This window comes from Saccharopolyspora sp. NPDC045941 (assembly GCF_056431445.1).
In genome coordinates this window covers 1-6,351 of the sequence record NZ_JBWKKU010000140.1, presented here as the reverse complement: position 1 = coordinate 6,351, position 6,351 = coordinate 1, and the positions used below count along the sequence as shown (strand labels likewise).

The 6,351-nt window shown below is 71.1% G+C and carries 6 protein-coding genes; 3 read left to right on the top strand and 3 right to left on the bottom strand.

Annotated features, from left to right (window positions below; all coding sequences use genetic code 11):
- Positions 1-420: 420 nt before the first annotated feature.
- Positions 421-609, top strand: coding sequence for a hypothetical protein (locus tag AC07FN_RS45570; RefSeq protein ID WP_478401327.1), 189 nt, complete (start codon positions 421-423; stop codon positions 607-609).
- A gap of 10 nt (positions 610-619) precedes the next feature.
- On the opposite strand, the gene AC07FN_RS45565 is transcribed toward AC07FN_RS45570, so the two are convergent.
- On the bottom strand, positions 620-1,159 hold the full coding sequence (locus AC07FN_RS45565) for a TetR/AcrR family transcriptional regulator (RefSeq protein WP_478401326.1): 540 nt from the start codon (positions 1,157-1,159) through the stop codon (positions 620-622).
- 133 nt (positions 1,160-1,292) lie between these two features.
- Here AC07FN_RS45565 and AC07FN_RS45560 point away from each other — a divergent pair, with 133 nt between their 5' ends.
- Entirely contained in the window at positions 1,293-2,075 is a 783-nt protein-coding gene (locus AC07FN_RS45560; RefSeq protein WP_478401325.1) for an oxidoreductase, read from the top strand.
- An 86-nt stretch (positions 2,076-2,161) separates the two neighbouring features.
- Here AC07FN_RS45560 and nucS read toward each other — a convergent pair whose 3' ends face one another.
- Positions 2,162-2,821, bottom strand: coding sequence for an endonuclease NucS (nucS, locus tag AC07FN_RS45555; RefSeq protein ID WP_132493184.1), 660 nt, complete (start codon positions 2,819-2,821; stop codon positions 2,162-2,164).
- A 99-nt stretch (positions 2,822-2,920) separates the two neighbouring features.
- On the opposite strand from nucS, the gene AC07FN_RS45550 reads away from it, so the two are divergent.
- Positions 2,921-4,333, top strand: coding sequence for an amino acid permease (locus AC07FN_RS45550; protein WP_478401324.1), 1,413 nt, complete (start codon positions 2,921-2,923; stop codon positions 4,331-4,333).
- A 152-nt stretch (positions 4,334-4,485) separates the two neighbouring features.
- On the opposite strand, the gene AC07FN_RS45545 is transcribed toward AC07FN_RS45550, so the two are convergent.
- Complete coding sequence (locus AC07FN_RS45545) at positions 4,486-6,117, bottom strand: glycoside hydrolase family 13 protein (protein ID WP_478401323.1); 1,632 nt, start codon at positions 6,115-6,117, stop codon at positions 4,486-4,488.
- Between the last annotated feature and the right edge of the window lie 234 nt (positions 6,118-6,351).

Genomic DNA, 6,351 nt, shown 5'->3' with positions numbered 1-6,351 from the left:
GACACCGCACGCCGCGCCAGATACCCGATACCCAGCACGAAAACGAAGTACAACGCCAACAACGCGAAATCCACCGCGTTGGCATCCAGCAGCTGACCCTGGGCTAGGAACACCGCCACGCCACCTCCAGACCCAACAAAGTCGAACGACAACCACCACACTTGCGACAGCAGCCGGACAGTACCGCACAGTGGGGCGGATCACATCGCTCCGATATCATTTCGTTGGAACTCGACACTAAATCGATCAGGCGATTCCCGCCGGACGGGCGGCCCGTTCGCGCGCCCCGCAGCACACGGGGCGTGACGAGCCGCGCGACCTGGCACGGCCATGCGAGTGATATGCGAAAATCCGCTCCCCGCAACGGAATGTGACCGGTACCGTCACTGTTGGCACATGCGCAGCGACGGGGGTGGAGCTGTGAACGCCCGGATCGATCTGGCGATCATCGACGGACTGGCGACGGACCCGAACGACCGGCCCGCGAACGACGCACAACGCGTCCGCGACCGGCCGGAGCAGTTCTGGCGAAACCTCGCCCGGCTGCTGACGCCGTGGACCACCACGCGGCTGCGGCCGTGCGGCCACGGCAAGTCGGACCGCAGCTGACGCGAATCCGCTACGCGCCAACACCTTTCAGCAGGGTATCTACGACGAGCGCGGCCATCTCGTCGGTGTCGGCGCCCGCCTTGCCCTGCTCGGCGGCCTCGTGGATCAGCGCGTAGTAGACCCGCCGCACCCACTCCAGGTCGACGTCCGCGCGCAGCACGCCGGCGTCCCTGGCGCGTTCCATCAGCCCGATGCAGGCCCGCCGCACCTCGTCGTGGATGCGCGCGACCTCGCCGGTGACCGCCCGGCTCATCGCGAAGCCCCAGTCGACCTTCACCCGCAACACGTTCGCGGTGACCTGGTGCAGCGCGACCAGCGGCGGCGCACCGGCGGGGCGCGCGGCCTCGACCGCGTCGCGGAACTGCTCGGCCGCCCAGGTGGTCATCGCCTCCACCAGCGCCTCCCGGCTGGCGAAGCGCCGGTGCACCGTCGTGCGCGCGACCCCGGCCGCCTCGGCGATCTGCCCCATCGACGCCGCCGGATCTTCGCGGAGCACGCGTTCGGCCGCCTCCAGGATCCCCAGCGCGGTCCGCTCGGAGTCCGCACGCATCGCTCGCGCCACAACCACCTCCCAGAACCACCGAGACACTACACCGAAGTACTAGTTCGCCAGCTACTTGCGACATCTATGTTGCATCTATATCGTCTGCCGCATCACCATTGATGCAACAGGGAGTCGGAGCATGGACCTGAAGTTGACCGGGAAGACCGCGCTCGTGACGGGCGCCAGCCGCGGCATCGGGCTGGCGGTCGTGTCCGCGCTCGCCGCCGAAGGCGTGCGGGTCGTCGCCGCGGCGCGCACGATCACGCCGGAACTCGCGGCGACCGGCGCGATCGGCCGCACCGCCGACCTGTCCACACCGGACGGCCCGGCGAACCTCGTCGAACAGGCCCTCGCCGACGTGGGCGAACTGGACCTGCTCGTCAACAACGTCGGCGGCGGCGACGGCGGACTGCTCGGCGGCCTCGCCGACCTGACCGAAGACGAGTGGCAGCGGACCTTCGACCTGAACTTCTTCAGCGCGGTCCGCACCACCCGCGCGGCACTGCCGAGCCTGCTGCGCCGCCGCGGCTCGATCATCAACATCTCGTCGACCAGCGCCCGGGTGCCGCACTCCGGGCCGATGCCCTACGCCACCGCCAAGGCTGCGCTGACCGCCTTCGGCAAGGCTCTCGCCGCGGAGGTCGGACCGCGGGGCGTGCGGGTCAACACCGTCTCCCCCGGCCCGGTGCGCACGGCGATGTGGGAAGCGGCGGACGGGCACGGCGCGGCGATGGCCGAAGCGCTGGGAGTCCCCCTCGACCAACTGCTCGCCCAGCTCCCCGCCGAAGCGGGCATGACCACCGGCCGGCTCGTCGAACCGGCGGAGGTCGCCGCGCTGGTCGCCTTCCTGGCGTCCCCGCACGCGGCGAGCACCGCGGGCGCCGACCACCTCGTCGACGGCAACGCGATCAAAACCGCCTGATCAAGGCCGCTTCGCGCCCGGCGAGCATGGGAACCTTCCTGTCACCCGCGGGCCGGCAATGCCCGCGGGTGCCCCGGAAGGGTTGATCAGAACAGCCGGTACTCGTCCGGCTCGATGCCGCGCAGCTGGTCGTAGTCCAGCACCACGCAGCGGATCCCGCGGTCCTCGGCCAGGGTGCGGGCCTGCGGCTTGATCTGCTGCGCCGCGAACACCCCGGCCACCGGCGCCAGCAGCGGATCCCGGTTCAGCAGCTCCAGGTAGCGGGTCAGCTGCTCGACGCCGTCGATCTCGCCGCGCCGCTTGATCTCGACCGCCACGCTCGCCCCGGCGGCGTCCCGGCACATCAGGTCCACCGGGCCGATCGCGGTCGGGTACTCGCGGCGCACCAGCGACCAGCCGTCGCCGAGGGTCGTGACGTGCGCGGCGAGCAACTCCTGCAGGTGCGCCTCGACGCCGTCCTTGACCAGTCCCGGCTCCACGCCCAGCTCGTGCTTGGAGTCGTGCAGCACCTCTTCGATGCTGATCACCAGCTTCTCGCCGGCCTTGTTCTGCACGGTCCACACGCCGGGATCTTCGATCAGCCAGCACGGCGGGCTCATCCAGTTCAACGGCTTGTAGGCGCGGTCGTCGGAGTGGACCGACACCGACCCATCGGCCTTGACCAGCAGCAGGCGCTGCGCCATGGGCAGGTGCGCGGTGAGCCGGCCGACGTAATCCACCTGGCAGCGGGCAATGACAAGTCGCACCCGGCACAGAGTACGGGCGTCGATCCAGAAGTCGAGCACCCCCGGGGCGCACCGGGCCGGACCTCGTTCTTCCCGCTGAGCGAGATACCGTTACGCCCCGTGTCCTTCGCCCGAACCCTGCTGCGCGTCAAACCCGCCGAGCAACTCGCCGACGACGGCTCGCACTCCCAGCTGCGCCGGACCCTCGGCCTGGTACCGCTCGTGGCGCTGTCGGTCGGCGCGACCCTCGGCACCGGGATCTTCGTGGTGCTCGCCGAAGCCGCACCCGCCGCCGGTCCCGCCGTGGTCGTCTCGTTCGTGCTGGCCGGCGTGGCCGCGCTCTGCTCCGCGCTGTCCTACGCCGAGCTCGCGGGCAGCGTGCCGGTGTCCGGCTCGGCCTACTCCTACACCTACGCCACGCTCGGCGAGCTCGTCGCCTGGATCTGCGGCTGGTGCCTGCTGTTGGAGTACGGGGTGTCGGTCGCCGCGGTCGCGGTCGGCTGGGGCGGCTACCTGAACGAGTTCCTGCAGGGCACCATCGGCGTCACCATCCCCGAGATCTTCGCCGCGCCGCCCGGCGACGGCGGCGTGTTCAACTTCCCGGCCGCGCTGATCGTCCTGCTCGCCATGGGCGTCCTGCTGCTGGGCGTGCGGGAGAGCGCCCGAGCCACCACGATCACCACCCTGCTCAAGATCGCGGTGCTGGTGTTCTTCTTCGCCGTGGCGATCACGGCGTTCCGCTCCGAGAACATGACGCCGTTCGCCCCGGCCGGGTTCGCCGGCATCTCCGTGGGCGCCTCGGCGGTGTTCTTCTCGTTCATCGGCTTCGACGCGGCGTCCACCGCCGGCGAGGAAGCCCGCAACCCGGCCCGCGACCTGCCCCGCGCGATCATCCTGTCGCTGGCCATCGTCACCGCCATCTACGTGCTGGTCGCCTTCGCCGCCGTCGGCGCGGTGGGCGTCGGCGCGCTCGGCGAATCCGACGCCTCGCTGGCCGCCGCACTGCGCATCGTGACCGGCCAGGGCTGGCCCTCGGTGGTGCTCGCGTTCGGCGCGGTCGTCGCCATCGCCTCGGTCGTGCTGACCGTGCTGTACGGGCAGACCCGGATCCTGGTGTCGATGTCCCGCGACGGCCTGATGCCGGGAATGCTGTCCAAGGTGAACCGGCGCGCGGTGCCCGCCCGGAACACCGTGGTGGTCGGCACCGTGGTGGCGCTGCTCGCCGCCGTCGTGCCGCTCGACCAGCTCGCCGAGGCCACCAGCATCGGCACCCTGGTCGCGTTCGGTCTGGTCAACATCGGTGTCCTGGTGCTCCGCCGCACCCGGCCCGACCTGCCGCGCAGCTTCCGCACCCCGCTGATGCCGGTGGTGCCGCTGCTCGGCCTCGCCCTGTGCGTGTACCTGATCTTCGGCCTCGACGCGGTCACCTGGGTGACCTTCGCGATCTGGTCGGCGATCGGCCTGGCGGTGTACTTCGGCTACGGCCGCCGCAGGTCCCGGCTCAACGAGCGCAACACCGAAGCCGCGAAGTGAGCATGGGAACCTTCCTGTCACTCCCGGCGCGCCGAAGCCGTGGTTCGGGTGACAGGAAGGTTCCCATGCACCGGCCCCGGCCCTGCGGTGACAGGAAGGTTCCCATCCACCGACCCCGGCCCTGCGGTGACAGGAAAATTCCCATGCTTTCGTCAGGGCTGGCGTAGCCACGCGGTGGTGTCGGCGGGGAGGAAGCCCGCTTCGAGCTGGGCGCTGGCCAGCAGGACCTCCCCCGGCGGGAGCGGGACGGCCGCAGGGCCGGTGTTGACCAGGACCAGGACGTCGCTGCCTCGCCGGAACGCCAGGACGTCACCGGCGTCGTGGCGGTCGTCCCAGCCGAACCTCTCATCGCCGCTGAACCCGCGCCGAAGCCGCAGCGCGGCGCGGTAGAGCTCCAGCATCGAGCCGGGGTCACCGCGCTGCGCCTCCACCGAGTAGCCGCCCCAGCCGGCGGGTTGCGGTAGCCACGGCGGCGCGTCGCCGAACCCGAAGGACACCCCACCCCGGGTCCACGGCAGCGGCACCCGGCAGCCGTCGCGCCCCCTCACCTTGTGCCGGGAACGCGCCCACTTCGGGTCCCGCAGGACCTCCGCGGGCAAGTCCGCGACCTCCGGCAGCCCGAGCTCCTCGCCCTGGTACAGGTACGCGGAGCCGGGCAACGCCAGCGCGAACAAGATCGCCGCGCGCGCCCGCCTGGTGCCCAACTCCAGGTCCGCGGGCGGCTCGGTTCCGCCCGACGCCAGCCAGACCCGCAGGTCGACGTCGGCGGGCAGCCCCAGCGCGGACACCTGCCGCACCACGTCGTGGTTGGCCAGCACCCAGGTCGCCACGGCTCCCACCGACGACGCTCCCGCGATCGACCCCGCCACGATCCGCCGGTACTCCGACGCCCGCCAGCGCACCCGCAGGAACTCGAAGTCGAAGGCCTGCTGCAGCTCGCCAGGCCTGATGTAGCGGACCCGCCGGTCGCTGCGCGCCCACACCTCGGCCACCCCTACCAGCGGCGGGTCGAACTCGTGGAACACCCGGTTCCACTCGCGGTACACGTCGTGCACCTCGGGCCGGTCCAGGAACGGGTGGTCGGGGTTGGCGGCGAAGTCGTCCAGCCCGGTGCTGCCCTCCCCGCCGACGACCTCCCGCAACGGCTCGCGCAGGTCCTTGACCAGCGCCGCGGCCACGTCCACCCGGAAACCGTCGACACCGCGGCGTCCCCAGAACCGCAGGATGTCCAGGAACTCGGCGCGCACCTCCGGATTCGACCAGTTGAGGTCGGGCTGCTCGGGGGCGAACAGGTGCAGGTACCACTGGCCATCCGCCACCCGCGTCCAGGCGCTGCCACCGAACCGCGACTCCCAGCCGCTCGGCGGACGCGTCCCGCCCGGCCCCCTGCCGTTGCGGAAGACGTACCGGTCGCGCTCCGGCGAACCGGGCCCGGCCGCCAGGGCCTGCCGGAACCACTCGTGCCGGTCCGAGGTGTGGTTCGGCACGAGGTCGATCAGCACCCGGATGCCGAGCCCGTGCGCGGCGGCCACCATCCGGTCGAAGTCCCGCAGGGTGCCCAGGCTCGGGTCGATGCCGCGGTGGTCGGTGATGTCGTAGCCGCCGTCGACCCACCTCGACGGGTAGCAGGGCGTCAACCAGATCGCATCCACGCCCAGCCAGGCGAGGTGGTCCAACTTGGACGTCAGCCCCGGGAGATCGCCGATCCCGTCGGCGTTCGAGTCGGCGAAGCTGCGGGGGTAGATCTGGTACGTCACCGCGCTTCGCCACCAGGGGTGGGGCACTCTGGCTCCTCTTGGCTCGGGTCGTGGTTCGAGGTTCTCAGCTTGTGGTTCGGTTCGCCGGGTTTGAGGTTGGGGTTGGGGCTTTTAGAGGTTCGGTGTGTTTTGGGGCCATCCCCGCGATGGGTGGATTGCGGGGGCTGCGGGGATGGCCCGGAGTGGGCTGGCTCGTTCGCGGCTTGCGTTGCGGGGCGGGCGTTTTCGGGTTGATTGGGGCTGGTGGGGGTTTGGTTTCGG

Coding starts and splice junctions, on each gene's coding strand:
- AC07FN_RS45565 (WP_478401326.1), bottom strand. CDS start 1,159: ATGCGTGCGGACTCCGAGCGGACCGCGCTGGGGATCCTGGAGGCGGCC.
- AC07FN_RS45560 (WP_478401325.1), top strand. CDS start 1,293: ATGGACCTGAAGTTGACCGGGAAGACCGCGCTCGTGACGGGCGCCAGC.